The 21,856-nt window shown below is 56.5% G+C and carries 24 protein-coding genes; 11 read left to right on the top strand and 13 right to left on the bottom strand.

Going from position 1 to position 21,856, the window contains the following annotated elements; genetic code table 11:
* Nucleotides 1–55: 55 nt before the first annotated feature.
* Complete coding sequence (locus F6Y09_RS20365) at nucleotides 56–199, top strand: hypothetical protein (protein ID WP_218944179.1); 144 nt, start codon at nucleotides 56–58, stop codon at nucleotides 197–199.
* 203 nt (nucleotides 200–402) lie between these two features.
* On the opposite strand, the gene F6Y09_RS15290 is transcribed toward F6Y09_RS20365, so the two are convergent.
* Both F6Y09_RS15290 and F6Y09_RS15285 read right to left on the bottom strand, forming a co-directional pair.
* Entirely contained in the window at nucleotides 403–1,377 is a 975-nt protein-coding gene (locus F6Y09_RS15290) for a PA2778 family cysteine peptidase (protein WP_246180552.1), read from the bottom strand.
* Between the two features lie 15 nt (nucleotides 1,378–1,392).
* Nucleotides 1,393–1,794: a PA2779 family protein gene (locus F6Y09_RS15285; protein WP_152207788.1), complete on the bottom strand. Its 402-nt coding sequence runs from the start codon at nucleotides 1,792–1,794 to the stop codon at nucleotides 1,393–1,395.
* A 279-nt stretch (nucleotides 1,795–2,073) separates the two neighbouring features.
* Between F6Y09_RS15285 and F6Y09_RS15280 the strand changes: the two genes are divergently transcribed.
* Nucleotides 2,074–2,538: a tetratricopeptide repeat protein gene (locus F6Y09_RS15280; protein WP_179959434.1), complete on the top strand. Its 465-nt coding sequence runs from the start codon at nucleotides 2,074–2,076 to the stop codon at nucleotides 2,536–2,538.
* 127 nt (nucleotides 2,539–2,665) lie between these two features.
* Nucleotides 2,666–3,319 carry a DNA oxidative demethylase AlkB gene (gene alkB, locus F6Y09_RS15275; RefSeq protein ID WP_152207786.1) on the top strand — a complete coding sequence of 218 codons (654 nt, stop codon included), beginning with the start codon at nucleotides 2,666–2,668 and terminating at the stop codon, nucleotides 3,317–3,319.
* Nucleotides 3,320–3,341: 22 nt separating this feature from the next.
* Here the strand turns inward: alkB and F6Y09_RS15270 are convergent, their stop codons facing one another.
* From F6Y09_RS15270 to F6Y09_RS15260, 3 genes are all read right to left on the bottom strand, one after another.
* Nucleotides 3,342–4,145, bottom strand: a complete 804-nt coding sequence (locus tag F6Y09_RS15270; protein ID WP_152207785.1) for a DUF3750 domain-containing protein — start codon at nucleotides 4,143–4,145, stop codon at nucleotides 3,342–3,344.
* Nucleotides 4,146–4,248: 103 nt separating this feature from the next.
* Nucleotides 4,249–5,625, bottom strand: a complete 1,377-nt coding sequence (locus F6Y09_RS15265) for a sodium:solute symporter family transporter (RefSeq protein ID WP_152207784.1) — start codon at nucleotides 5,623–5,625, stop codon at nucleotides 4,249–4,251.
* A gap of 199 nt (nucleotides 5,626–5,824) precedes the next feature.
* Nucleotides 5,825–6,991, bottom strand: coding sequence for a GNAT family N-acetyltransferase (locus tag F6Y09_RS15260; protein WP_152207783.1), 1,167 nt, complete (start codon nucleotides 6,989–6,991; stop codon nucleotides 5,825–5,827).
* Nucleotides 6,992–7,218: 227 nt separating this feature from the next.
* Here F6Y09_RS15260 and F6Y09_RS15255 point away from each other — a divergent pair, with 227 nt between their 5' ends.
* From F6Y09_RS15255 to F6Y09_RS15225, 7 genes are all read left to right on the top strand, one after another.
* A complete protein-coding gene (locus F6Y09_RS15255) occupies nucleotides 7,219–7,905 on the top strand; it encodes a response regulator transcription factor (protein WP_152207782.1) in 687 nt (228 codons plus the stop codon).
* On the top strand, nucleotides 7,902–9,254 hold the full coding sequence (locus F6Y09_RS15250) for a sensor histidine kinase (RefSeq protein ID WP_246180551.1): 1,353 nt from the start codon (nucleotides 7,902–7,904) through the stop codon (nucleotides 9,252–9,254). The genes F6Y09_RS15255 and F6Y09_RS15250 overlap by 4 nt, the downstream gene beginning before the upstream one ends.
* Before the next feature lie 135 nt (nucleotides 9,255–9,389).
* Complete coding sequence (locus F6Y09_RS15245; RefSeq protein WP_152207781.1) at nucleotides 9,390–9,914, top strand: DUF4136 domain-containing protein; 525 nt, start codon at nucleotides 9,390–9,392, stop codon at nucleotides 9,912–9,914.
* A gap of 32 nt (nucleotides 9,915–9,946) precedes the next feature.
* Nucleotides 9,947–10,297 (top strand): putative signal transducing protein, encoded by a 351-nt coding sequence (locus tag F6Y09_RS15240; protein ID WP_218944178.1) that lies wholly within the window; start codon nucleotides 9,947–9,949, stop codon nucleotides 10,295–10,297.
* Nucleotides 10,298–10,433: 136 nt separating this feature from the next.
* Nucleotides 10,434–10,790: a translation initiation factor Sui1 gene (locus tag F6Y09_RS15235; RefSeq protein ID WP_152207780.1), complete on the top strand. Its 357-nt coding sequence runs from the start codon at nucleotides 10,434–10,436 to the stop codon at nucleotides 10,788–10,790.
* A gap of 156 nt (nucleotides 10,791–10,946) precedes the next feature.
* Nucleotides 10,947–12,206, top strand: a complete 1,260-nt coding sequence (locus tag F6Y09_RS15230) for a D-amino acid dehydrogenase (protein WP_152207779.1) — start codon at nucleotides 10,947–10,949, stop codon at nucleotides 12,204–12,206.
* 110 nt (nucleotides 12,207–12,316) lie between these two features.
* A complete protein-coding gene (locus tag F6Y09_RS15225) occupies nucleotides 12,317–12,985 on the top strand; it encodes a glutathione S-transferase family protein (RefSeq protein WP_152207778.1) in 669 nt (222 codons plus the stop codon).
* 56 nt (nucleotides 12,986–13,041) lie between these two features.
* On the opposite strand, the gene F6Y09_RS15220 is transcribed toward F6Y09_RS15225, so the two are convergent.
* Nucleotides 13,042–14,685: a fatty acid--CoA ligase gene (locus F6Y09_RS15220; RefSeq protein ID WP_152207777.1), complete on the bottom strand. Its 1,644-nt coding sequence runs from the start codon at nucleotides 14,683–14,685 to the stop codon at nucleotides 13,042–13,044.
* Between the two features lie 174 nt (nucleotides 14,686–14,859).
* Nucleotides 14,860–15,141, bottom strand: a complete 282-nt coding sequence (ppnP, locus tag F6Y09_RS15215) for a pyrimidine/purine nucleoside phosphorylase (protein ID WP_152207776.1) — start codon at nucleotides 15,139–15,141, stop codon at nucleotides 14,860–14,862.
* A 64-nt stretch (nucleotides 15,142–15,205) separates the two neighbouring features.
* Here ppnP and F6Y09_RS15210 point away from each other — a divergent pair, with 64 nt between their 5' ends.
* Nucleotides 15,206–15,700, top strand: a complete 495-nt coding sequence (locus tag F6Y09_RS15210) for a DUF4112 domain-containing protein (protein ID WP_152207775.1) — start codon at nucleotides 15,206–15,208, stop codon at nucleotides 15,698–15,700.
* 6 nt (nucleotides 15,701–15,706) lie between these two features.
* On the opposite strand, the gene F6Y09_RS15205 is transcribed toward F6Y09_RS15210, so the two are convergent.
* From F6Y09_RS15205 to F6Y09_RS15180, 6 genes are read right to left on the bottom strand one after another with little or no spacing between them, the layout of a single operon-like run.
* A complete protein-coding gene (locus tag F6Y09_RS15205) occupies nucleotides 15,707–16,039 on the bottom strand; it encodes a Na+/H+ antiporter subunit G (RefSeq protein ID WP_152207774.1) in 333 nt (110 codons plus the stop codon).
* A gap of 58 nt (nucleotides 16,040–16,097) precedes the next feature.
* On the bottom strand, nucleotides 16,098–16,367 hold the full coding sequence (locus tag F6Y09_RS15200; protein WP_152207773.1) for a K+/H+ antiporter subunit F: 270 nt from the start codon (nucleotides 16,365–16,367) through the stop codon (nucleotides 16,098–16,100).
* On the bottom strand, nucleotides 16,364–16,852 hold the full coding sequence (locus F6Y09_RS15195; protein ID WP_152207901.1) for a Na+/H+ antiporter subunit E: 489 nt from the start codon (nucleotides 16,850–16,852) through the stop codon (nucleotides 16,364–16,366). The genes F6Y09_RS15200 and F6Y09_RS15195 overlap by 4 nt, the downstream gene beginning before the upstream one ends.
* Nucleotides 16,852–18,369: a monovalent cation/H+ antiporter subunit D gene (locus tag F6Y09_RS15190; protein ID WP_152207772.1), complete on the bottom strand. Its 1,518-nt coding sequence runs from the start codon at nucleotides 18,367–18,369 to the stop codon at nucleotides 16,852–16,854. Before F6Y09_RS15190 ends, F6Y09_RS15195 begins: the two co-directional genes overlap by 1 nt.
* A complete protein-coding gene (locus F6Y09_RS15185) occupies nucleotides 18,366–18,734 on the bottom strand; it encodes a Na+/H+ antiporter subunit C (protein WP_152207771.1) in 369 nt (122 codons plus the stop codon). Before F6Y09_RS15185 ends, F6Y09_RS15190 begins: the two co-directional genes overlap by 4 nt.
* 1 nt (nucleotide 18,735) lies before the next feature.
* A complete protein-coding gene (locus tag F6Y09_RS15180) occupies nucleotides 18,736–21,546 on the bottom strand; it encodes a monovalent cation/H+ antiporter subunit A (protein WP_152207770.1) in 2,811 nt (936 codons plus the stop codon).
* Nucleotides 21,547–21,856 lie beyond the last annotated feature (310 nt).

Genomic DNA, 21,856 nt, shown 5'->3' with positions numbered 1-21,856 from the left:
CGGGTAGATCCTGAATGCGCTTGAGGAACGCTTCTGAGCGCATGAGCTCGAGCAAGTGAGAGATCTTGCTCTGATTCAGACCTTGCTCGCGGCAAAGCAACAGATAGTGTTCGCATGCCAGTTCTTTGAAATCGAGATCGAACTGATTGGCAGCGGCTTAACTTCTGAGGTGTATCTTTCTGACACCGTGCTGAAGTGAGCGGGGGATTCTTTCCAAAACAGGCTGTAAATACCCCTCCGGGGCCCGGCCCGCAATCGCAGATTGCGGTCGTTCGGCTGCGCATGAAGCTTCGCTTCAAATACATTTGCCTCACCCTTGTACGCTCGGGCTCCGCCATCCATGGCTCCGCACGGTTTTGGAAAGAATCCCCTGCTTACTTCCTGCGGACCTTAGTTGCTAGCCTACAAAGGACACTGCAATTGAGGGCACTGTCTGGATTTTCTTTCGGTGTCCTGCTTCGCATCAATCATCCCTGAAAATCTTGTATCGTCCAGCTGATATGCGCATTCCGCTGCCGCGCTGGCTTCGATGTCACATCCCTGTTTTTTCAATGCATGGGCCAGATTGTTCCACCCTGCCGCCATGTCTGGAAACCGCTCTACCATCATGCTGTATTGTTTCGCGGCAGCCTGCCAGTCCGATCGCTGGTAGGCCACGTTACCGAGACCCAGCCAGGCCGCAGGTTGGTCGGGCCAGGTTTTCGCTGCGATGCTGTAAGCAGTGCGAGCGGCGTCAAGTTGCCCGGTAGACTCCAGGTCACTGGCCGCGGTCAGATACTTCAAGGGCTTGGCGGTGGCCGGTAGACGGTCTGGTGGCAACATGACGGCTGCCCATTGGTCGGCACGCTGCCAGGTGGCGAGGAATATCCGGAGCGATTGTTCGTGGGCCTTGCGGGTGTCGGTGTGAAGGATCACGACGTTTTTGGTTTGATCAAAGCCCATCACTACCGCAAAGTGCCATTGCGGCCACCAGCCGAAACCGAGGTTTTGCATGACCAGCACCGGATTGCCGGCGGCCACTTCGGTCAGCAAGTCCTTAAGTTCCGGCTCCAGAGGGTAAACCAGCAGTTGATGGCTGCGAGCTGCCGCTACGAGCTCCACTTTGAGGCTGCCTTGACGTTCCGGTAAATAAACTTTTTCCACCAGTGCGTCCGGGTCGGTATCGTGGCCCTGACTGTTGAGCATGGTGGCCAGTGCGGCGGGGCCGCATTGGTATTTTTCCTGGGGATAAAACGGCACTTCGGTGAGCAGGTGCCGCTCCTTAAAACCGACCGCATCAGGTTGCCGGGATTCAGGCCACTGGGGCGTGCTGGCACAACCGGCCAGCACCACCACGACCAGCAATATGCTGACCGTAGCCCATTGCGGAACTATCACTATCAACCTGCTGTTCTAGCGTATGCAGTTGATAAACGGATAGATATTGGTGGCACACAGTAAATCGGTGACGATGAAGATGACCAGAAACAGTACTATTACACCAACCACGCCTTCACCGGTGGGGGCAGTGGCCAGTTGCTGCTCAAAGTCAGCCAGTTCAGCCGGGGTCAGGCTCTGGATGCGGTTCTCGACTTCCGCTTCGCTCACGCCCATGCTGGCCAGAACGTCTTTGACCTCCTGTTTTTCAAGCATGGTCATCAGGGAGGCGCGATCAATATCGGCCCGCTGTTCGGAAAGTACTTCACCGGTTCCCACCATAGCTGCTGATGCAGGGACGGCCCAGAGTGTGGTCATCATCATGGCAAAGGCCATTACGATGGATACCTGACGAAGATAAGATCTGATTGACTGCATGGTACTGCTCCCGTTTGAGTTGTTATTGCGCACGTCAAAACGGCCTGACTGACAGGCCATGAACACTATGGCCTCAATACTCCGCCGTGTCGTGTCTTATCGGCAGAATACTACGCTATTACAAGGTATTAATCTTCACTACGGATCAACGACCCGCCAGGGTCTCACCCGGGCTGGAGATATTCAGAACTTTAGGACCAGAGACGCCGGCAATTGCCCTTGGTAGTGTGAACGTTGGAGTATTCCGACCAACAGTAGCGACTTCGGAGGTAAATGGTTATGAAGGGCAACCGGCTTGTTTTTCTCCGGGGCTGTGTGGGACTGGTTGTGGTTCTGAGCCTCTCAACGCCAGCAATGGGAGATGATCAGCGCAGGATAGCGAAGGAGATGGTTCAGGTGCTGGAGGCCTATGCCGTTTATAAAATGGGACGGTATGACCAGGCCTATGAACGCTACCTGGCGCTTGCCGAAAATGGCAACATCCAGGGCATGCTGAATTTGGCGGGTATGTACGGCGACGGAAAGGGAACACCGAAGGATCAGGGTAAGGCCCTGGAGTGGTACCGAAAAGCGGCAGATCAAGGCAATGGCACCGCCATGTATGAAGTTGCCCGCGCTTTTGACCAGGGCATCGGCGTCGAGTCCAACCCGGCCAAAGCTGAGGCCTGGTATCGACGCGCTGCTCTTCAGGGCGATGAGCAAGCGCAGGAGATTCTGGAGCAGCGTAATATTGACCAAAGGTAGTAATGACCAGAATAGTGTTGAGCAAAAGTAGTGCTGGCCCAAAATAGAGATTGGTAGTTAAAGACTCCCCCCGCAGGTTGTTAAAGTAGATGAACACTCAGAGATATCGGGAAAAGAAGGTGTTCGGGTGACCGGTGATCTGTTTGCAACAGATCAGAATGAGCCCTGGGCAGAGAGCATCGGTGAGGGCACGGTTTGGCTTCACGGCTTTGCTTGCGCTTCCGCCAATGCCTTGATGACGGCGATAGCGGGTATCGCCCGCCAAGCGCCGTTCCGTCAGATGACGACGCCCGGCGGTTTCCTGATGTCTGCGGCGATGACGAATTGCGGGCGTCTGGGGTGGGTTACCGATCGCACCGGTTACCGTTACAGCGAGGTTGATCCGGAGACCGGGCACCCCTGGCCTGCGATGCCGGAGTGTCTGATGGCGTTGGCGACCAGCGCGGCCCGGGAGGCTGGCTACACCGGCTTTGTGCCAGATGCCTGCCTGATTAACCGCTATTTGCCCGGTAGTCGGATGTCCCTGCACCAGGACAAGAACGAGGAAGATTACTCGGCCCCTATTGTGTCAGTGTCACTCGGGCTGCCGATGATATTTCAGTTCGGTGGACTGACCCGCAAGGACAAACCGGCGCGGCTGCCGCTGAACCACGGGGATGTGGTGGTGTGGGGCGGGGTTGACCGTCTGCGGTACCACGGGGTCAGCCCGCTGAAACCCGGGCATCACGAGTTAGTTGGAGAATGCCGTATTAACCTGACTTTCCGCAAAGCGGGCGCCTGAGGCCAGTTTGATATTAGCCGCATCAGTTGGCGTCTGATACCTGCTTCGTAACAGGGGTTGTGCTCCATGTCGAGCGATCGATCCAGGGGTCCCGCAGGCCGATGTGCCCCAATCCCGGCAATTTGACCGCCAGGGCCAGGGGGTCGATTCCGATGTTGAGGCCGAGGATGTTCAATTCAACACCTTCCCGAATGCTCGCCATAAGACCGAAGTAACCGTTCAGGGAAAACTGATAGCCCGAACCACTGGGGGCTTTCGCGAATACTCCGTCGCTCAGGTAGTCCTTCCCGATCGCGATGTTCGGCAAGGCCACGTCCAGCTCCGGTACCTGCCGGATTACCCAGGCGACAAAGGTGTTGCTGTTGGGGCCAGGCCAGGCGGTGTATTCGTTCGGGTAGGGGTAGGCAGCAATGGCCGACCGGATACTGATGATGGCAGCAGCTGCTTTTTCACCGCGAAGGTCTGCCAGCAGCATTGGCGGGTTGCCATACCAGGCGGTGTCCGGCTCACCGGGGCGGGACCGTACAGCCTGATAACCCCAGCCGGTGACATCGTGAACCACGTAGCTGGAGGCTCCGCGCTCTTTGGTTGCAATCCAGGTGTGAACCGCAAAATGGCCGCGCCAGTTGAAGGCCCGAGCACCATACACCTGCACGATGGCTTCGGTCGCATGCCCGGGCAGCGGCGCAATGCCGGCGCTGGAGCGATCCATGTCACGCCAGCTCTGACCTGCCTGACTGCTACAGGCAGCAATCAATGCCGGGCCTGCCAGCAGAACCAGCAAAAATACGGTGGTTCTGATAAGCCATCGAAGGGGTTTGATCATTCCTGGAATACCTCGAGCTGCATGGTTTGGTTGGTGATCAAAACTCAACCAGTATACGTCTCATGCAGTCCCGGGTATCAAGGGGAAGCATTACCGATAGGTTTTATTGTGGCTGCCTTCGTGGCAGCAGCAAAACCATCAGCAGGCTGACCGCAGCAGATGCGATGAGGGCACCGGCAAACGGCCCCAGGGTTGGAATGCCACCGGGGAAACTGGCAACCACAAGACCTGACATCAGGGTGCCCCCCGCGACCCAACCCGGTAACACTGCTCCTGCAAGTCCGGCCAGAGCGCCCGCAATGGCTGCCTTCGTGGTCATCCTCGACCACAGGCCCATTAATACCGGTACCACCGCAGTGGCACAGAGCAGGTCGGCAATCAGGAACAATCGGAGTACCGAAACACCCTGGAGTGCAACGATAACGACAGGCACCATCAATGTCACCGTTACCCAGCGAGCGCCGGTCAGGGACAAGCCTTTTTTCTCTGTCACTGCCAGCGACGCCATGGCGTTTTGCAGGGTATCCACCGAAGAGGCCACCAGCGTGAGCGCCAGTACAAGGGCAGGAATTGTCAGCCACGGGGGGGCATTGTTGAGCAGTGCGAAAAAGGGTATTGGCGGGGTCCCCAGGTCGAGGCCACTCATGGCGGCGGTGATGCCAAGGCCACCCACGAGAGCAACCACAACCACGGTTATGGCGCCGCCCAGCAAGGCACCCCGGCCCAAAGCCGCGTCATTTTTGGCGGCCCAAAGGCGCTGCCAATAGCCCTGATGGAACAGATTGGCAGCGGTAACGGCAATGATCAGGGTGAGGGCCACGCTCAGTGCACTGCCAACGGGAATGGAGGGCAAGGCGGCGGTATTGGCCATGTCAGGAAGCTGCCGGAGCGCTACAAAGCCCACCACAATAAGCAGCAGAATCAGCAGCAGCCCTTGCCAGCGGTCAGTCATCAGGCTGGCCCGGAGGCCACCCCAGGCGGTGTAGATCAGTGTGGTAACCGCAACACCAATCACGGCAATTCCGCCGTTAATTCCGGACAGCAACGAAGTGATAGCGCCGATCGCGGTCAGTTCTGCGGTCAGGAAGCAGAGCATGTAAAGTACCGAGATCAGCGACACCCAGCGCCGCACGCTATTACCGTAGCAGGCTTGGGCAAATTCCCCGATGCTGCGGCCTTCGGGCAGGTAGCGCCTGATGGCGGGGCCACAGTAGGCAAATACGATGAAGGGCAGTGCCGCGCCGATGGCATAACCGGCCAGGGCAACCGGGCCTACCAGCGCCCCGACTTCGGGCGGCGCAAACAGGATCCAGCCCCCCATTCCTGAGGCGAGAAAAGATAAACCGAGGGCTCTGGCCCCCTGGGAATTGCGGGCGGTCACGTAATCATCCAGACCGCCATCCGCAAGGCGCGCTCGTAATCCAAGCCAGGTAAACAACAGCAGTGCCGCAGCCAACGCCGCAACGGTGGTGTAAAGCATGTCGCGCTTCCTCCGCCGGTATTAACCGGATCAGGTTCCAGGGTTTAAGCGCTTCCCCGACTCACTGATGGGTGGCGCTGTTTCTCAGCCCTGGCCGGCATGTTGACCGACGGGGCTCCCCTGGCGACGATGAATGTAAGATTGGTTTTGGGTGTTCGGTTATCGACGTTCCATAGTGCCACAATCAGACCGTATTTGTTTATGGCTTTTCCTGTTGCCGGTAGGGAAGCGCCTCCAGTGCGGCTTGCCGATACGCTTCAACCTCGCGGGCTTCCTCCCGGGTAAAGTGGGCAATGGCGTCGGCAAAGGCAGGGTTGGCGACCCAGTGCCAGGAATGCGTCAACACCGGCTCAAACCCTCTGACCAGCTTGTGCTCGCCCTGGGCGCCGGCATCAAAACAATGCAGACCCTGCGCAATGGCCAGCTCTATACCCTGGTAGTAACAGGCCTCGAAGTGCAGGTGATTGTACTCTTCCAGGCATCCCCAGTAGCGGCCATAGAGTGTGTTTGTGCCGGTCAGGAACAGCGCTCCGGCAATCATCTCATTGTTTTTGATGGCCATAATGATGTGCAGCTGGTCCGGCTGGTGCTGTCGCAAGGCCTGAAAGAATTCGCGGTTGAGGTAGGGGCGCTGGCCACGCTTCAGATAGGTGGCCTGATAGAACACGAAAAAGGCGGACAACACGTGATCCGGGAGGCAGGCGCCGGAAAAGTGCCGGAATTCAATACCCTGAGCTGCCACATCGCGCCGTTCCTTGCGTATGGATTTGCGTTTACGGGAGGTGAGCGTCGCCAGAAAGGCATCGAAATCCTCATATTCACGATTGAACCAATGGAACTGGCAGCCCAGCCGATGCAGACGTTCCGGCGTGTCGAGCAGTTGTTGGTCCGAATGGTCGGGAAACAGAAGGTGCCAGCTACTCGCGCCGCGATCTGACGCTATGCGATCCAGGGCGTCATTGAGGTCCTCCGGGCGGATGCGGTCACGCTCATCTTTGTCGAGTAACAACCGGGCGCCGACTGAGGGCGTGAATGGCACGGCGATCAGCAGCTTGGGATAGTAATCGAAGCCATAGCGCTGATAGGCGTCTGCCCAGGCCCAGTCAAACACGTATTCGCCCCGGGAGTGGGATTTGAGAAATGCCGGCGCCACACCGACCGGCTTCTCGCCCCGATAAAAAACCAGATGTGACGGTGTCCAGCCGGTGGCGGTAACGGTACATCCGCTGTCTTCAAGTGCCTTGAAAAAGCTGTGGCGTAAAAACGGATTTCCGGTACCACTGAAACCATCCCAGATGTGGGCAGGTATCTCGGCAATGGAGCGAACGGTCCGGATTGTAAGGGGAGTGGCAACAGACTCTGCCATGGTGGGGTAATGCTCCTGAGTGTGTTTAACACTCTATACCATACGCGAGAACCCCGGCGGCGATCACCAGGATTGTCGGGATTGGATAGCTTTACGGTTCCCGGCATACTGGCGCCTGCGTCAACAGCCGTCAGAACGGTGTAAAGGTTGTGTAAAGCGCAAAATTGAGCGGATGGCCGCTGTTTGGGCCCGTGCTAGACTTCGTGCATTCATGTGAGAGGACGCCCATGCAGAACCGTATCCTGCTTGTAGAAGATGATGAAGAGCTTCGCCAGCTGCTGGCTCGTTATCTTACCGGCCAGGGCTTTACGGTTCGTGAGGCGGCCAATGGTCGGGATGGTCTGTCCCTGGCCGCTGAGAACCATTGCGACATCGTGGTGCTGGATATCATGTTGCCGGATATTAACGGCCTAGAAGTGCTACGGCAGTTGAGAGCACAGACGCATTTACCCGTGGTTCTGTTAACCGCACGGGGAGACGAAACCGACCGAATTGTCGGTTTTGAGGTTGGTGCTGATGATTATATTCCCAAACCCTGTAACCCCCGTGAACTGGTCGCCCGCCTGCAGGCTATTCTGCGTCGGGTCGCCTGGGATCAGGCCACGGATGTGGACGCCTCCCGTGAATATGGCGACTTGCGAGTGGAGCCGGTTCAACGCCGGATTTTCCAGAATGATGAGCCGCTGGACCTGACAGCCACGGAATACGAGGTACTCCAGGTGTTGCTGGCTCACATTGGCAGCGTGGTTCGCAAGACTGACCTGATGCAATGGGCTTTAGGCCGCCGTCTGGCGTCCCATGACCGCACGCTTGATATGCATATAAGCAACCTGCGCCGCAAGCTGGGCGGTGATGATTCGCCCCGAATCGAGACTGTTCGCGGCCTGGGTTACAGCTTTCGGGGTGGGGTGTGAAGCCGAGGTTCTCACTCCCGATATTCTGGCGGATTTTTCTGTTGATCTGGCTGGCCATGGCGTTGACCGTCGTGGTGAGCAATATCGCCACCCGAGAGTTGATGGACCGGGAACGACTGTCTATTGAGCGTCAGGAAGGTTTGAGGGAGCTCGCACTGGAAGCCATTGCCATCCGCGAAGGCACGGGAGAAGACCAGGGCCGGGGCCCGGCCTGGCGTTTTCTGAAAGAGCAGGGCAGAGATCTCGATTTGCATCTGATTCTCATCGATTCGTCTGATCAGAAGGGTGAGGCCCAAAGCGACGCCCTGCCCAGCTCAATCAGAGAGCGGATGGGCGGAGGCTGGCACCGGGCCCGTCCGGCAGTCATTGAAATCAGCAATGGCTATCGCTTGGTAGCCTGGCCCCGGCTGGGCAGTGAGGGCTGGCTGGATCCGAGGTTATTCAAGTTACTGGAAATGGCTCTGGGGTTTGTGATCATCACGCTCGCGTGCTGGTGGGTGGCGCGCCGTATCTCGAAACCTCTGCGCCATGTGGAATCGACTGCCCGGGCCATCACCGGCGGTGATCTATCACTCCGTGTCAGCCCAGGTATCGCTGGTCGCCGGGACGAAATAGGCGCACTGGCAACAGCCTTCAACGGTATGACAGAGCAGCTATGCGATCTGCTTGAGCGGCAGAAACATCTGTTGCGGGATATTTCCCATGATTTGCGAACCCCCCTGACACGGCAAAGGATCGCGATTGAACTGGCCAGCGAGAACGGTGACGTCGAGCCCGACTTGATGGCCAGCATCCTGCGCCAGAATGAGCGACTGGAGGCCATGACGGCGCAAATTCTGACGCTCTACCGGATAACCGAAAAGGGATCGGATTTCGCACGCACGCCGGTGCGCCTGATTGCTGTGCTCACCAGAGTCCTTCAGGATGCGGCCGATTATGCCGAACACCGCCAGGTGGACTGTGAACTCAGGACCGCGCCGGATTGTCAGCAGGTAACTGTGCTCGGAGATGAAGGTCTGCTTCAGCGGGCGCTGGACAACGTGTTGCAGAATGCGCTGGATCATACCGCGCCGGGGCAAGTGGTCAGTATTTCACTGACGGCGGGAGCTGGAACCCTGACCTGTGATATCTCGGATAATGGCCCCGGTGTGCCGTCCGAGGTATTACCCAAGCTGTTCGAGCCGTTTTACCGGGCCGACGAAGCCCGCAGCGGGCAGGGCTGGGGGCTTGGGCTGGCGATTGCGAAAGATATCATCAAGGCCCATGACGGCAGCATCACCGCTACCAACGGTAAGCAGGGTGGTCTGGTGGTGTCACTGAGCTGGCCGGTATTTACCGGGCCGGAATAACGACTTTTGCAGTGCTTGTACGGGTCAAAAACCGGATTACCCTTCTGAAACCCGACCTACACACCATGCCTCTCATAAACAGGCATCCGTGCGTATACTGTCAAAACGATCCGTTGAATTGGAGTGAGAACAATCATGCGTGTACTAATCGCCACCCTGATGATTTTTTTGCTATCTGGTTGCGCCAGCAATGTGGTGACAGATTATGACTCGGCAACCGTATTCGGTAATTACAGTTCCTGGGCCTTTGCCGACAATAACAACGGTTCCGGTTTTGTGTCTCTCGATGGCGCCCGCGTTCAAAGCGCGGTTGAGCGTGAGCTTAATCGCAAGGCCCTGAATAAGGTGGTCGAAGAAGAGGCGGATCTCCTGGTGTCCTATCGCGTCGAAAAAGTAGATCGTCTCGATACTACGGGTCTGTCTTACGGACTCGGTTTCGGACATAGTCCTTTCGGTTTTGGTTTCTCCACAGTACCTCCGGTGCGGGAAATCGAGGAAGGCAAACTGGTGGTTGAACTGGTGGACTCCGCAACCTCTCGGGTGGTGTGGCGCGGTGCCAGCAGGCGCTACCTGAATGAAAGCCAGAGCACTGAGTATCGGCGCAAGTTGATAGATGAGGTTGTCGCTGACATGTTCGCCAAGTATCCGCCAGGGATGTGAAAGCAGGTGTCTGACGTCTGGAACACTGATCAATGAGCCTGGTCACGCTTGGCCGGTATTCGTTACCTTTTGAGGCGCACCTGGCTCGCTCGCGCCTGGAATCCGAAGGTATAGAGGCCTTTGTGGCCGATGAGCACACCGTCAACATGCAATGGATGTTGTCGAATGCCATCGGAGGTGTTCGCTTGCAGGTGCAGGAAGACGATTTGTACCGCGCCCGGAAAATCCTGGCAGAGGATCGCTCGGGTCTGATCGACGATTTCCCCGAAACCGAACCTGCCCGGGAACAGGGCGATAACCGGTCCGGTTTATCCGCGTTAGCCTCAAAACGTCGCAAGCGCGGTTTTTTCGCGATGTTGCTGGCATTGTTTATCGGCTCCTGAACGCTGCTATAGTGCTGTTCTTACACCATCTCCGGGTATTAATCCCAAAACCAGATCTCGCCGCCAGCCATCGCATAATGCTGGCATGGCGCATGCGTTATGCCATGGCGGCGGGCGAAACAGACAGGAACGCAGTATGAAAAACCGCAACCAGGGCGGCCTGGTCTTCTCCACCGAACAGGGCCGCATGTGCCCCGGTTGCAGCCAGCCTGTAGACGACTGTACCTGCAACCAAGCGTCCCAGCCGACCGGAGACGGTGTCGTGCGGGTAAGTCGCGAGACCAAGGGCCGTAAGGGCAAGGGCGTCACGCTGGTTACCGGCGTCCCGATGAATGCTGATGAGCTCAAGGCTTTCGCCAAAGTGTTGAAGGCCCGATGTGGCGTTGGTGGTACGGTGAAGGACGGCGTAATCGAAATTCAGGGTGACCAGCGGGATGTGCTGGTGCCGCTGCTTCAGGAGAAGGGCTGGACGGTTCGCCGTTCCGGTGGCTGAGTTTGGGGTAAGAGTCCTCGATTTCATAAGTATCTGGTCACTCAGAAGGTCTAGGGACGCGCTGATCAATTCCCCTGCGCTTCCCTAGGGCGCAAATAGCAGACTTACCCACTACAATGAGCATTTGTGCATTTTAACCAAAGGCGGAGGACAGGCATGCATATTATGGTCATGGGCGCGGGCGTTGTCGGTATTACAACCGCCTGGTATTTAAGACAGGCGGGGCACGATGTGACCGTTGTTGACCGTCAGAACAAGGCCGGGGTTGAAACCAGTTTTGCCAACGGTGGCCAGATTTCAGTGTCTCATGCGGAGCCCTGGGCAAACCCTTCTGCACCCTTTAAAGTGCTCAAATGGCTCAGCCAGCCTGATGCACCGCTATTATTCCGGTTTCGGCTGGACCCGGCCCAGTGGCGCTGGGGCCTGCGATTCCTGATGGAGTGCACGCCGGCCCGCACCGCTCATAACATCCGTCAGATGGTTAATCTGGGCACCTACAGCCGAAGCTGCCTGCAGGCGCTGCGCAAGGACACCGGGGTGGAATACGATCACCTGGAGAAAGGCATCCTGCATTTCTATACTGACGAAGCTGAATTCCAGAGCGCCCTGGAACCGGCCCGTCAAATGCGTGAACTCGGTTGTGACCGACAGGTAATCGATGCGGCCAGGGCAGTGGAGCTGGAGCCTGCGCTGGCCCCTGCCCGTGATCGCATTACCGGTGCAACCTATACATCGGAAGATGAGTCCGGGGACGCCCGAAAATTCACCCAGGCGCTGGCCGAAAAAGCCGCCGGCGCGGGCGTGGAATTCCGCTACGGCACCGAAGTGGTGGGGTTCGATAAAACCCGGGATACCATCCTGGGAGTTCATACTGTGTGTGAGGGTTCTTATGAGACCCTTCGTGCCGATGGTTACGTGCTCAGTATGGGGAGCTTCAGTGCGCCGATGGCGAAAACTCTGGGGCTGTGGCTGAACATTTACCCCGCCAAGGGCTATTCCATCACCGTGCCGGTCAAGAATGCCGATGCTGCATTCAACGTCAGCCTGACTGACGACCAGTATAAATTGGTGTATTCACGCCTTGGCGACAGCATGCGGATAGCCGGGACCGCAGAACTTAACGGGTACAGCCGGGATCTCAATATGATCCGGTGTCAGGCGATCGTGCGACGCACCGCTGAAATCATGCCGGAGGCAGGACACTGGGATCAGGCTTCATTCTGGACCGGCCTAAGACCGACCACGCCCTCAAACGTGCCATACATCGGCAAGAGCCATTTCCGAAATCTCTATCTGAATACCGGTCACGGCACACTGGGATGGACGCATTCCTGCGGTTCGGGGGCGGCCATTGCGGACATCATTACGGGCCGGAAGCCGGAAGTGGACTTTGCCTTCACCGGTCTCACCCGCTGACTACTTCGTAGCCGGAATGCGACCCAAAGCACGAGGGTGGTGAACCAAAAAGTTATTTGCAGCCTACTCTGTTAACCTGCCCACTCTTTTGATGCGAACGGAGTTTCTGCATGATTACAGTTCACCACCTTAATAATTCCCGCTCACAACGCGTTCTCTGGATGCTGGAAGAATTGGGCGTGCCTTACGAAATCCAGCGTTACGAGCGTGACCCCAAAACCATGCTGGCGCCTGCAAGTCTCAAGCAAGTACACCCGCTCGGCAAATCACCGGTGATCACCGATGGCGATCTGGTGGTAGCGGAGTCCGGCGCTATCGTAGAATATCTTGCCCATACCTATGGCAAAGACACCATGCTGCCCGAAAGTGGCGGCCAGGCGTGGCTTGATTACACCTACTGGCTGCATTACGCCGAAGGTTCCCTGATGCCGCCGCTGGTTATGCGCCTGGTATTTGAAAAAGTAAAAACCAGCCCGATGCCGTTTTTCATCAGGCCCGTGGCAAAAGGCATTGCCGACAAGACCAACCAGATTTTCATTGGTCCGATGATCAAAACCCATATGGATTTCGTGGAGTCCCACCTGGCGAAAAACACCTGGTTTCTCGGGGATAATCTCAGCGCGGCAGACATTCAGATGAGCTTTCCGCTGGAAGCCTCGGTGGCCCGGGGTATTGTCGGCAAGACCCGGCCTCATATCACGGCTTACGTAGAGCGCATGCACGCCAGACCCGCTTACCAGAAGGCCCTTGAGAAGGGTGGTAAGTACGATTTTGCCTGAGTAGTTGGCGGCGGGGGTGTGTCTTCTGCCATACCCCCGCCGCCTTGATCGAACCCTTACTTCAACTGGTCCCGAATCAGCTTCTTGTTGATTTTGCCGACGCTGGTCTTCGGTATATCGTCGACAAAATCAATGTGTTCAGGAATCGCCCACTTGTTGATTTCGCCGCTGTCGACAAACTGTTGCAGATGCTTCTGAATCACGGCTGCATCGGCCTCTTGCCCGGGTTTGAGCACCACCAGAGCGTGGGGCCGCTCACCCCACTTCTCGTCCGGCAGGCCCACCACTGCAGCGCCGGCCACGGCAGAATGCTGACTGATCAGGTTTTCAAGATCCAGAGATGACAGCCACTCACCGCCGGTTTTGATGACATCCTTGATGCGGTCCTTGATGACGAGCGTGTAGTCGGGTTCTATGCTGGCGACATCACCGGTATGAAGCCACCCTCCGGCCCACAGCTCCTCACCTTTCTCCGGCTCTTTCAGATAGTTCTGGGTCAGCCAGGGCGCGCGGGTGACCACTTCGCCTTTGGCTTCGCCATCCATGGGCAAGCTTTTGCCACTGTCGTCAAGAACACGAATATCCACCAGGGGGACCGGTATGCCGGTTTTGGTGCGTTTGAGGGATTGCTGCTCCAGCGGCAGGTCAAGGTCTTCCGGTTGCAGGTGCGAGGTGGTCAGCAGCGGACCGGTTTCAGACATGCCGTAGCCGGTATACATGTGAATGCCGAGTTTGGCGCCCGCCTTGCAAAGGCCTTCAGTGAGTGCACTGCCGCCAATCAGAACATGCCAGCCACTGAGGTCCGCTGTCTTGATGGATTCTGTTGCCATCAGCATCTGCATGATAGTGGGTACGCAGTGGGAGAAGGTCACCTTGTGCTGTTTTAACAGGTCTACCAGCATCTCGGGCTCATACTTTCCCGGGTAGACCTGCTTGATGCCCAACAGCGTCGCTACATAGGGAACGCCCCAGGCATGCACGTGGAACATGGGCGTGATAGGCATGTACACGCTTGAGGACCGCATCAGTGGTCGCTCGTCGTAGGTCGACAGGGCGCTTGCCATCACCAGCGTGTGCAGTACCAGCTGCCGGTGGCTGAAGAATACACCCTTGGGATTACCGGTGGTGCCGGTGGTGTAGAAGGTGGTGGCAACACTGTTTTCGTCAAAATCCGGGAAGTCAAAATGGGTGTCAGCGTCAGCCAGCAAGGCTTCGTATTCGCCATGGCTTTTCAGGCTGGTGGATTTGGCCTGGCTCTCGTCAGTCAACTGGATGTAGCTTTTGATGGTTGTCAGCTCGTCGCTGACCTGCTCCAGCAGCGGCACAAAATCATCATGAACCATCACCAGATCGTCTTCTGCGTGGTTCATGGTGTATACGATCTGCTCTGGCGACAACCGCACGTTGACGGTGTGAAGCACTGCGCCGATCATCGGGACAGCAAAGAAACACTCAAGGTAGCGGGGGGTGTCCCAGTCCAGAACCGCCACGGTATCGCCTGCCTTGATGCCGGCATTGGTCAGCGCGTTGGCGAGACGGTGGATGCGATCTACAAGGTCGGTATAGGTGTACTTGCTGCGGTTGGCGTAACAGATTTCCTGGTCCGGCGCGTACCGCGGCGCTGACAAAAGCAGCTGTTTGATCAGTAACGGGTACTGGTAAGCGTTATCCGCGGCGGGAAGAATTTTGGTCTGAGCCATTGTGAAAATACCTCTGATTCTCGTGTGTTGGAGTTGTAGCGAGACTGGGGCCAATCTGACACAGTTCGGCCAAAACCGGAACCGTTCAAGAAGCAAAAATCCGCAGGGCGAGAGAGTTTCCCGGCGGATTAGCAGAATGGATGGTAATCGTGTTTTACTGCGGTTTACACGATCTTATTCGTAGCTGCAGAGATAGGCGGTATCGATATCAGCCTTGACCTGAAAGCTGGACTGGCCAGCGACCTGGAAGCCTTCACCAGCGCCGTAGACCATCCACTCGGACATGCCTGGCAGCAGAACGGTCAGAGCGCCGCTGATGACGGTCATGGTTTCCTTCTGGCCGGTACCGAATTCGTACTCGCCCGGGCTGATGACACCGACGGTCGCAGGTAAGGTAGATGATTGAAATGAAATGGATTTTGCTTTTCCATCAAAGTACTCGTTTACTTTCAACATACGATATCTCCTGAAATTTGGAAGGCCTACTATACGGCAATTTAATCTTGTGAAAATGGCAAATATGAAGAAGGTTCAGAGCGAGACCCAATCGCAAAATCCGGAACAGAAAAAATATGTGGACTCGCTGCGCCGACTGGATCGTTACGCCCGAATGCTGGATAGCAGGTTCCGGGTTCCCTTCACCCGGATCCGGTTTGGCCTCGATCCGGTGATTGGCCTGTTGCCCGGTATCGGGGATGTGGCCGGGCTCGGGTTGTCGCTCTATTTGATCGGCGAAGCCATTAAAATCGGGGCCGGGCCCAAAACCATCACGAAAATGATGGGTAATGTCCTGATTGAATTCGTGATTGGCCTGGTGCCGTTGTTGGGCGACGTTTTTGATTTATTGTGGAAGGCAAATGACCGCAATGCGGCTCTGCTCAGAACCCATATCCAGCAGCACCTGACACCATCGAGACCGCGCAAGCGCTGGCTGTCCTATGGACTGGTGACAGTGTTTGGTCTGCTGCTGGTGACTCTGGCGGTACTGGTATTCCAGGCACTGTTTCTGGCGTGAGGGCTCTTACTGGTCCCAGGGCTTGCCGCGAGTATTCTCCATAATACCTACCTTGATGTGCATGGCCGACTTGGCAAGAATGTTGGCACTGATGGGTGCTGTCAGGAAAAGGAACACCATGATCAGTAGCTCTGTCACCCCCGCGCTTTGGCCCTGACTGAAAAAGTACACAATCGAGGCCATCGCGATGCTGCCGACGCCCAGCGTTGTTGCTTTGGTCGGGCCATGCAGGCGGGTGAAGAAATCCGGAAAGCGGGCCAGACCGATAGCACCCACCAGCGCAAATGCCCCACCGGTCACCAGCAATATCGAAACAATCAGCTCTGCAGCAAAAGTCATACCCGGGCCCTCTCGGTCGGTCGCTGGTTGCTGTCAGGGACAGTCTGGTGTGCTTTACTCATTCGATTACACTCCCGCGCTTGAGGTATTTAGCCAGCGCCACCGTGCCGACGAAACCCATGACGGCGATAAGCAGTGCTGCTTCCAGATACAATCGTGTTCCCAGGATCATGCCGAACAGAAGAATCAGTGCAATGGCATTGATATACAGGGTATCCAGCGCGAGTATGCGATCCGGAGCGTCCGGACCTCTCACCAGCCGGTATATGTTAAGCGCGACCGCAAGGCTGACCAGGGCGATAGTGAGAGACAAGGCAAAGGCAATCATTGGAATAACTCCAGTAACGGCTTCTCGTAACGCTTGTGAATCCCGTCGATGAGCGCCTGGTCATCCGTCACGTCCAGGGCGTGGATCAATAGCATCTTGTGATCATTACTGACATCTGCGCTGACGGTGCCGGGTGTTAAGGAAATGGTGCTGGCCAGCATGGTAATTCCGAGGGGGTGCTCCAGGGTCAGGGGATAACAGACAAAAGCAGATCTAGGGCTCCGCCGGAAGCTCAAAACAAGGCGTGCGACAATAACGCTGGCCACTACGATATCCGCGATAACTCTGAGCGCATACGCGGCCAGTTTCCAGGGCTTTCGGATGGCCGGGTTGTCGGGCCAGAATGCCCGGGTAAACAGTGGGAGCAGCCAGGCAAGAATAAGTCCGAGTACAGCGTTACCTGCGGACGCTCCTGCCAGCATCAGCCACACCAGTAAAAGCGCAAAGCTCAGCAAGGGCTGGGGAAAGCCGAAGCGCAGGTTCATCATTCACCCTCCGTGATAACAGGCATTTGTAGAATCTCAATATAGCCTGCGGGGTTGTGCAGTTGGGCTGCAGTAGCGTCGGTATACCGGCTGATGGGCCCAGCAAGTGCCACGATCACGATGCTTAGTCCGATCAGTGCGGTCGCCGATGCCGTTACCGGCAAAGTCAGCTTGCTGTCAGATTCGATATGCCCTTCATTATTCCGCCAGAATACGATGCTGCCAGCATGACTATAGGCAATCAGGGTAAAGAAGCCGCCAATCAATATAATTGACCATAGAAACGCCATCTCGATGCCGGGCGTGACCGCCTGAAGAATCAGCAGCTTGGCAAAGAACCCGCTCAGAGGCGGCAGTCCGGCATTGGCGGTTGCACCGAGGAAAAACAGGGTTCCCAACAGCCCGCGATTACGCATCCGCGGTGCCGTTACGATTTTGTCGCTGGCAGAGCCACGCTGGTTGGAAACCAGATCGACAACCAGAAACAATCCGCCAACCACCCAGGTTGTGTTGATCAGGTAAAAAAGTGCCGCTGAGGTTCCTGCGGAGGTATTCAGGCCGATGGCGGCCAGTAGCGTACCGACAGAAATAATCACCTGCCATGCAATCAGTGTTTTCAGCGTTCTGGAGCCCAGCAATCCAATGACACCCACAGTCAGCGTGATCAGGGCAAACGGAAATATCCAGTCCATACCCAGGTTAGCCAGCTCGCCAGCATCATCACCGAATATCAGCGTGTATACCCTGAGGATGGCGTATATACCGACTTTGGTCATCACCGCAAACAGCGCAGCGACGGGCGCTGTTGCACTGGCGTAAGCCCGGGGTAACCAAAAACATAAGGGCAGGATGGCAGCTTTCAGCCCAAAGACCACCAGCAACAACATGCCTCCGGCTTTTACGAGCGGCAACTCTTCACTACTTATTTTCGGCACCTGTACCGCCAGGTCCGACATGTTCAGGGTGCCGGTCACGCTATAGATCATGCCAACGCTGATCAGAAAGAGTGCAGAGCCGATCAGGTTCAGCACCACGTAGTGCAGGCCAGGCACGGTGCGGGTAGTCCCGCCGCCATGGAGCAGCAAGCCGTAGGACGCTATCAGCAATATTTCGAAAGCGACAAAAAGGTTGAACAGATCCCCGGTCAGAAATGCAATGTTCAGACCCGCCAGCTGGAATAGAAACAGGGTATGGAAGTGGGGACCCTGGGTATCCGTTTTACATATCGAGTAAATATGGCAGAACAGTGCAAGGACTGCGGTTACCATCAGCATCAGTGCCGCCAGGCGATCCAGCACTAACACGATGCCAAAGGGAGGCTGCCAGTTACCGAATGCGTACATCCGGTAGGCGCCATCGTCGGCAAGCCCTAACAGTACGACGGCGGCAACCAACATCATCACAGTCGTGCCCAAGGCCAGCGTTCTGCGCAGCTGCATTGGGGCATAAGACATGAATATCTGCAGTACACCGCCCAGCAGCGGGATAAGAATGGGAGCGGTTAACCAATGATTCATTGGTTGTTCTCCCCTGCATCTGTCTGCTCTGGTGGCGTTGCCTGCCTTCTTGTTCCATCGACATGATCAACGCGGGTATCGGCGAGGCTTCGTAGTGCCAGGGCCACCAAAAAAGCAGTCATCGCAAAACCAATGACTATGGCGGTCAGCACCAGAGCCTGGGGCAGCGGGTCACTATAAGCTTCAGCACCCCCGATAATAGGTTGCCCATCGGTACTCAAACGACCGGTGGAGAACAGGAACAGATTCACTCCGTAGGACAATAGCGTCAGGCCGACCACAACCGGAAAGGTTCTGGCGCGCAGGAGCAGGTATACACCAGTGCTGGTGAGTGTGCCGATGATCAAAGCGAATACGAGTTCCATGTCAGGCTCCTCCTGCGTTGCGGCTGCCGAATGACTTGGCCGGTTGTACTGACAGCTTGCTGAGGCTTGTCAGGGCGAGCAAGGTTGCGCCAATGACCGTGAGATACACCCCGAGATCAAAAATCATCGCGGTCGCAAGTTCGAATTTACCGACCACCGGGAGCGAGACATAGGTGAAGGAGGAGGTCAGGAACGGATAGCCAAAGGCATAGCTGCCAACCCCGGTTAACGTGGCAGCTGCGACACCGAGCGCAAGCATGATCTGGTAAGGCAGCGCCATGCGCTTCTCACTCCATTCGATGCCGTTAGCGATGTACTGCAATATCAGCGCAACCGCAGTCACCAGGCCGGCAACAAATCCACCGCCTGGCATGTTGTGTCCGCGGAGGAAGATAAATACCGAAACCATCAAGGCGAGTGGTAACAGCGGGCGGGATATCTGCGCCAGCATGGTTGGGTAGGCATCTCTGGTCCAGGAGTGTCCCTGGCCGTCTGTCGTGGGTGGTAGAAGCCTGGCGTTTTTCATCATGGCATAAATGCCCAGTGCCGCAATGGCCAGAACGGTGATTTCTCCCAGGGTATCGAAGCCCCGGAAGTCGACCAGGATCACGTTGACCACATTGGTGCCACCGCCACCGGGTTTGCTGTTCTCAAGAAAGAATTCGGAAATCGAGGTGAACGGTCGCGTCAGCATCGCCAGCGTCGCCAGCGTCATGCCCAGCCCTGCTGCCAGCGCGATCGCTGCATCTCGCCAGCGCACCCAGGGGGCTGTTTCTATCGGTGTCCAGGAGGGCAGATAGTAAAGCGCCAGCATCAGCAGCACGATGGTGACCACTTCAACCGAGAGTTGGGTCAGGGCCAGGTCCGGTGCGGAGAACCGGGCGAATGCCAGCGCGACCATAAGACCGACCACGCTCAGAAGTATCAATGACGTGAGCCTTTCTCTGTGCATGACTACCGTCGCAATCGCAGCGCTGATCAAAATCAGGGCGCCGAGTGTGGTCGGTAAATCAATCGGGGTCAGGCCGTTGCTGCCAATCGATACACCCAGATCCAGTAGCGGCATGAAAGCGACCACCAGTGCCGTTAACAGCAACAGTAAGCCATATCTTTGCAGCGAACCGTTCTCCAGCCTGTTTATAAGGCGTTCGGACCTATCACCAGCCCATTTGACACAGGCCTCGAACACGGCTTTCTCGTCAACTTCCTTGAAACGAGCGTGGAAATCGAAGAACCGCTGACGTTGGGTGTACATGATAAGACCACCAAAGAAAGCGAAGAAGCTCATCATCAATGGCAGATTGAAACCGTGCAGGATGGCCAGTTCGTAGTCCGGCACCGGCCCCCCCAGTGTTGCGGCAGCAGCAGCGTAGAGCAGGGGGCCCACGGAAAGCGCCGGAAACATGCCAACCATAAGGCAGGCAAAGACCAATATTTCGACCGGAATCTTCATATAACGGGGTGGTTCATGGGGCGGGTAAATCGGCAGGTTCAACGGCTTCCCGTTAAAGAAAACGTCGTGGATAAAGCGGGCCGAGTAGGCCACGGCAAAAATGCCTGCCAGGGTCGCAACGACGGGCGGCAGGTAAGCCCATAGGCCCGGAAGATTGAGCTGCAATGATTCTGCAAAGAACATTTCCTTGCTCAGGAAACCGTTGAGCAAAGGTACCCCCGCCATCGATGACGCTGCCACCATAGCCAGCGTTGCAGTATGGGGCATATACCTCCACAGGCCGTTGATCTGACGCATATCCCGGGTGCCGGTTTCGTGGTCGATGATGCCTGCAGCCATGAATAGCGACGCTTTGAAGATGGCATGATTGATAATGTGAAATACCGCCGCAACTGCGGCCAGCTGCGTGCCCATACCAAACAACAGGGTAATCAGACCAAGGTGGCTGACCGTTGAATGGGCCAGCAGACCTTTGAGGTCGTGTTTGAACAGTGCCACATAGGCGCCGATCAACAACGTAGCCATGCCGGTAAAGCTGACCATGTAGAACCACTGGTCAGTTCCGGCCAACGCCGGATAAAGTCTGGCGAGCAGGAAAACCCCCGCTTTCACCATGGTGGCGGAGTGCAGATACGCTGAGACCGGAGTGGGGGCCTGCATGGCATGGGGCAGCCAGAAGTGGAACGGAAACTGGGCGGATTTGGTGAAGGCGCCCAGTAAAACCAGAGTCAATGCGATCGGGTAAAGGGAGTGAGCTTTTATCTGATTGCCCGCTGCGAGCACGTCATCCAACTCAAAACTACCGACAATATTGCCGATCAGTAGAATGCCCGCCAGCAACGCGAGGCCTCCACCTCCGGTGACCGCCAACGCCATACGCGCGCCACGGCGGGCATCCTGCTTGTGGTTCCAGAAACTGATCAGCAGGAATGACGAGAGACTGGTCATTTCCCAGAAAATCAGCATCAGTAGCAGGTTGCTGGACATCACGATGCCCATCATTGAACCCATGAACAGCAAGAGCAGAGAATAGAATTTGCCAATATTCTCCTGTTTCTTCAGGTAGTAACGGGAATAAAGAATGATCAAAAGGCCAATGATCAGAATAAGTAAGGCGAACAGCAGGGAAAGGCCGTCAAGCCGGAAACTCAGGGAAAGCCCGATCGAGGGCAGCCACTCGTAAGTCTGGACCAGCACTTCTCCGGCTGCCAGTGTCTTCCAGTGCGGGAATAATGCGGCCAGAGCAACCACCGCCGGTATGGACGATGCAATTGCGATGGCGGTCCTGCCTGCCTGCGCGAAAAATGGCGCAACCAGGGCGCCAATGAAAGGCAGTAAAACGACCAGCGATAGGGTCATCCCAACCTCTTTTGTCATTTTTATCTGTGTTTTAGTTGCAGCTCCCCGAGTCGTTCGGGACAGCTTTCGGATGCGGGGACGATTGACCCTTTTCCCTGCTATTGCCGCCGGTAAAGCGTATCCGCGGAGCGCCCTCTACAGAATGCCGGACCAGATCAGCCGTGGCGGGTCGGGAAAGTAAGGCAGTCTGCCCCAACGTAGCCAGTGCGGTGGGTTGGACGCGGCCGGAACAGCTGAATGAGCACGGGGCTGTGCTGTCATGGAGGCTCCGTAAAATTAATATGAAGACAGATCATACGTGCACGACTTC

Source organism: Marinobacter changyiensis (assembly GCF_009193265.1).
GTDB classification, from domain to species: domain Bacteria; phylum Pseudomonadota; class Gammaproteobacteria; order Pseudomonadales; family Oleiphilaceae; genus Marinobacter; species Marinobacter changyiensis.
The sequence above is the reverse complement of the archived record's forward strand: the minus strand, read 5'-3'. Positions and strand labels throughout refer to the sequence as shown.

What these genes read in the sequence shown, in the direction of transcription:
- F6Y09_RS15240 (WP_218944178.1), top strand. Translation starts at nt 9,947, where the DNA reads ATGAGCCTGGTCACGCTTGGCCGGTATTCGTTACCTTTTGAGGCGCAC.
- F6Y09_RS15180 (WP_152207770.1), bottom strand. Translation starts at nt 21,546, where the DNA reads ATGACCCTATCGCTGGTCGTTTTACTGCCTTTCATTGGCGCCCTGGTT.
- F6Y09_RS15210 (WP_152207775.1), top strand. Translation starts at nt 15,206, where the DNA reads ATGAAGAAGGTTCAGAGCGAGACCCAATCGCAAAATCCGGAACAGAAA.
- F6Y09_RS15225 (WP_152207778.1), top strand. Translation starts at nt 12,317, where the DNA reads ATGATTACAGTTCACCACCTTAATAATTCCCGCTCACAACGCGTTCTC.
- ppnP (WP_152207776.1), bottom strand. Translation starts at nt 15,141, where the DNA reads ATGTTGAAAGTAAACGAGTACTTTGATGGAAAAGCAAAATCCATTTCA.
- F6Y09_RS15245 (WP_152207781.1), top strand. Translation starts at nt 9,390, where the DNA reads ATGCGTGTACTAATCGCCACCCTGATGATTTTTTTGCTATCTGGTTGC.
- F6Y09_RS15190 (WP_152207772.1), bottom strand. Translation starts at nt 18,369, where the DNA reads ATGAATCATTGGTTAACCGCTCCCATTCTTATCCCGCTGCTGGGCGGT.
- F6Y09_RS15200 (WP_152207773.1), bottom strand. Translation starts at nt 16,367, where the DNA reads ATGATTGCCTTTGCCTTGTCTCTCACTATCGCCCTGGTCAGCCTTGCG.
- F6Y09_RS15285 (WP_152207788.1), bottom strand. Translation starts at nt 1,794, where the DNA reads ATGCAGTCAATCAGATCTTATCTTCGTCAGGTATCCATCGTAATGGCC.
- F6Y09_RS15255 (WP_152207782.1), top strand. Translation starts at nt 7,219, where the DNA reads ATGCAGAACCGTATCCTGCTTGTAGAAGATGATGAAGAGCTTCGCCAG.
- F6Y09_RS15270 (WP_152207785.1), bottom strand. Translation starts at nt 4,145, where the DNA reads ATGATCAAACCCCTTCGATGGCTTATCAGAACCACCGTATTTTTGCTG.
- F6Y09_RS15280 (WP_179959434.1), top strand. Translation starts at nt 2,074, where the DNA reads ATGAAGGGCAACCGGCTTGTTTTTCTCCGGGGCTGTGTGGGACTGGTT.
- F6Y09_RS15185 (WP_152207771.1), bottom strand. Translation starts at nt 18,734, where the DNA reads ATGGAACTCGTATTCGCTTTGATCATCGGCACACTCACCAGCACTGGT.
- F6Y09_RS15230 (WP_152207779.1), top strand. Translation starts at nt 10,947, where the DNA reads ATGCATATTATGGTCATGGGCGCGGGCGTTGTCGGTATTACAACCGCC.
- F6Y09_RS15235 (WP_152207780.1), top strand. Translation starts at nt 10,434, where the DNA reads ATGAAAAACCGCAACCAGGGCGGCCTGGTCTTCTCCACCGAACAGGGC.
- F6Y09_RS15220 (WP_152207777.1), bottom strand. Translation starts at nt 14,685, where the DNA reads ATGGCTCAGACCAAAATTCTTCCCGCCGCGGATAACGCTTACCAGTAC.
- F6Y09_RS15260 (WP_152207783.1), bottom strand. Translation starts at nt 6,991, where the DNA reads ATGGCAGAGTCTGTTGCCACTCCCCTTACAATCCGGACCGTTCGCTCC.
- F6Y09_RS15195 (WP_152207901.1), bottom strand. Translation starts at nt 16,852, where the DNA reads ATGAACCTGCGCTTCGGCTTTCCCCAGCCCTTGCTGAGCTTTGCGCTT.
- F6Y09_RS15265 (WP_152207784.1), bottom strand. Translation starts at nt 5,625, where the DNA reads ATGCTTTACACCACCGTTGCGGCGTTGGCTGCGGCACTGCTGTTGTTT.
- F6Y09_RS15205 (WP_152207774.1), bottom strand. Translation starts at nt 16,039, where the DNA reads ATGACTTTTGCTGCAGAGCTGATTGTTTCGATATTGCTGGTGACCGGT.